The sequence below is a fragment of the Pseudoalteromonas sp. ESRF-bin5 genome (assembly GCF_002632075.1).
GTDB lineage: Bacteria > Pseudomonadota > Gammaproteobacteria > Enterobacterales > Alteromonadaceae > Pseudoalteromonas > Pseudoalteromonas marina.
On the sequence record NZ_NTLW01000014.1, the window covers coordinates 1 to 1,311 of the forward strand.

General features: G+C 35.9%; 2 protein-coding genes and 2 pseudogenes. All 4 read left to right on the plus strand.

The annotated features are described in order from the left end of the window. Positions 1-135: pseudogene (locus BCG07_RS00140) on the plus strand (IS3 family transposase); the annotation flags it as partial. A gap of 102 nt (positions 136-237) precedes the next feature. After that, positions 238-369: pseudogene (locus BCG07_RS00145) on the plus strand (IS3-like element ISCps9 family transposase); the annotation flags it as partial. 180 nt (positions 370-549) lie between these two features. After that, positions 550-861 (plus strand): hypothetical protein, encoded by a 312-nt coding sequence (locus BCG07_RS00150; protein WP_033025155.1) that lies wholly within the window; start codon positions 550-552, stop codon positions 859-861. A 163-nt stretch (positions 862-1,024) separates the two neighbouring features. Next, positions 1,025-1,311: DUF4174 domain-containing protein (locus BCG07_RS00155; RefSeq protein WP_286887922.1), on the plus strand; the 287-nt coding region annotated here is incomplete at its 3' end.

The window sequence follows — 1,311 nt, forward strand, 5'->3', positions numbered from 1 at the left end:
GCTAAATATAGTGTGAGTGATTATATCAACGGATATTACAACAACGTTAGGCCACATCATTATAATGCTGGTTTAGCGCCAAATGAATCTGAGGTTAGATACCAAGATTCTAAAACTGTGGCCAAAATTAGTTGACCACTACAAATGAATTGGGCATCGTATAACAAACGATTGAAGTCGGATAATGCTCCTCACCCGTTTTAGTGGACACCTCCTCATCACTTTGGGGAGGCTAAAATGCCTAGATATACCCAACCTAGAAAGACAGGGTTTTACCTCGTTAATTTCAAAATCAAAGTAGTAGAACTAAGCTTACTAGACGATGTCATGTCAAAGGACATTGCCGAAGCGCTGGGCATTCATTCTTTAAAAGCGCAAGGTGTGTATGTGATTTTAAAAACCAAAACAACCGTATATCCTCTTCTAACATTTCTCGTAAGATTGGTAGAACTAATTGAACCCAAATAGGACTCGGTTATGGTTGTTTAAGCTAGATAAATAAAATTAAAACAAGTTAATTACAGGCTAGTTAGGTCTAAAGAGGTTAAAATGATTTCGGAAGCAGATTGGAAACAATTTAAAAAAGTAAAGGTTGCTACGTTAGACAGATATTGCAAAATGACTTTAGATGACGCCGTGGAAAGGATTAATAATGATGCGCTTTCGAACCACGAAAAATACATTAGCTTGTATAAGTTGATTAATAGTTGCGATAAAAAAATGTCGGAAATATTTGATTATAATTCGAGAGCGAAAGTTATGCTTCAGCTTCGTTTGTTTAAATTACAGGGATTACTAAGTTCGGAGCAAATTGCTGGTTTTTCGGATGAAGTACAAGAACATCTCAATAGAGGTGATTGACAAGTGAGGTTGGCTTGAAAAACACATTATTGTACCCGCAGCTGCTCGCATGATATCGATTACACTTGTACTTTTCAGTCCCGATTGCAAAAAGTAAAATAAGCAAAACCGCAAAGCCAAATAGAACGTATTTTACTTATAAACTCTATTTTTAGGCTATGTTATGAGATATCTCAAATACCTTCTATTACTCGTATTCAGCGTGTTTTCGAATGCTAGTGAAAGTATTCCATTGAATGACTTATCCAGTTTACGATGGGAAAATCGCCTGATTATATTAAATAAACCTACAGATACTGAGAACGTATTAAGCCTAATGAAACACAGTTCAGAAGGGATTAATGACCGACACATAGTTTGGTTTATTTTGAAAGAAAGTGAGGCTTTAACTAACTATTCTGGTCGGTTATCCGAGTCGTTCATGTCAAATGTTAGGCAGCAATATCAACT

What these genes read in the sequence shown, in the direction of transcription:
- BCG07_RS00150 (WP_033025155.1), top strand. Translation starts at nt 550, where the DNA reads ATGATTTCGGAAGCAGATTGGAAACAATTTAAAAAAGTAAAGGTTGCT.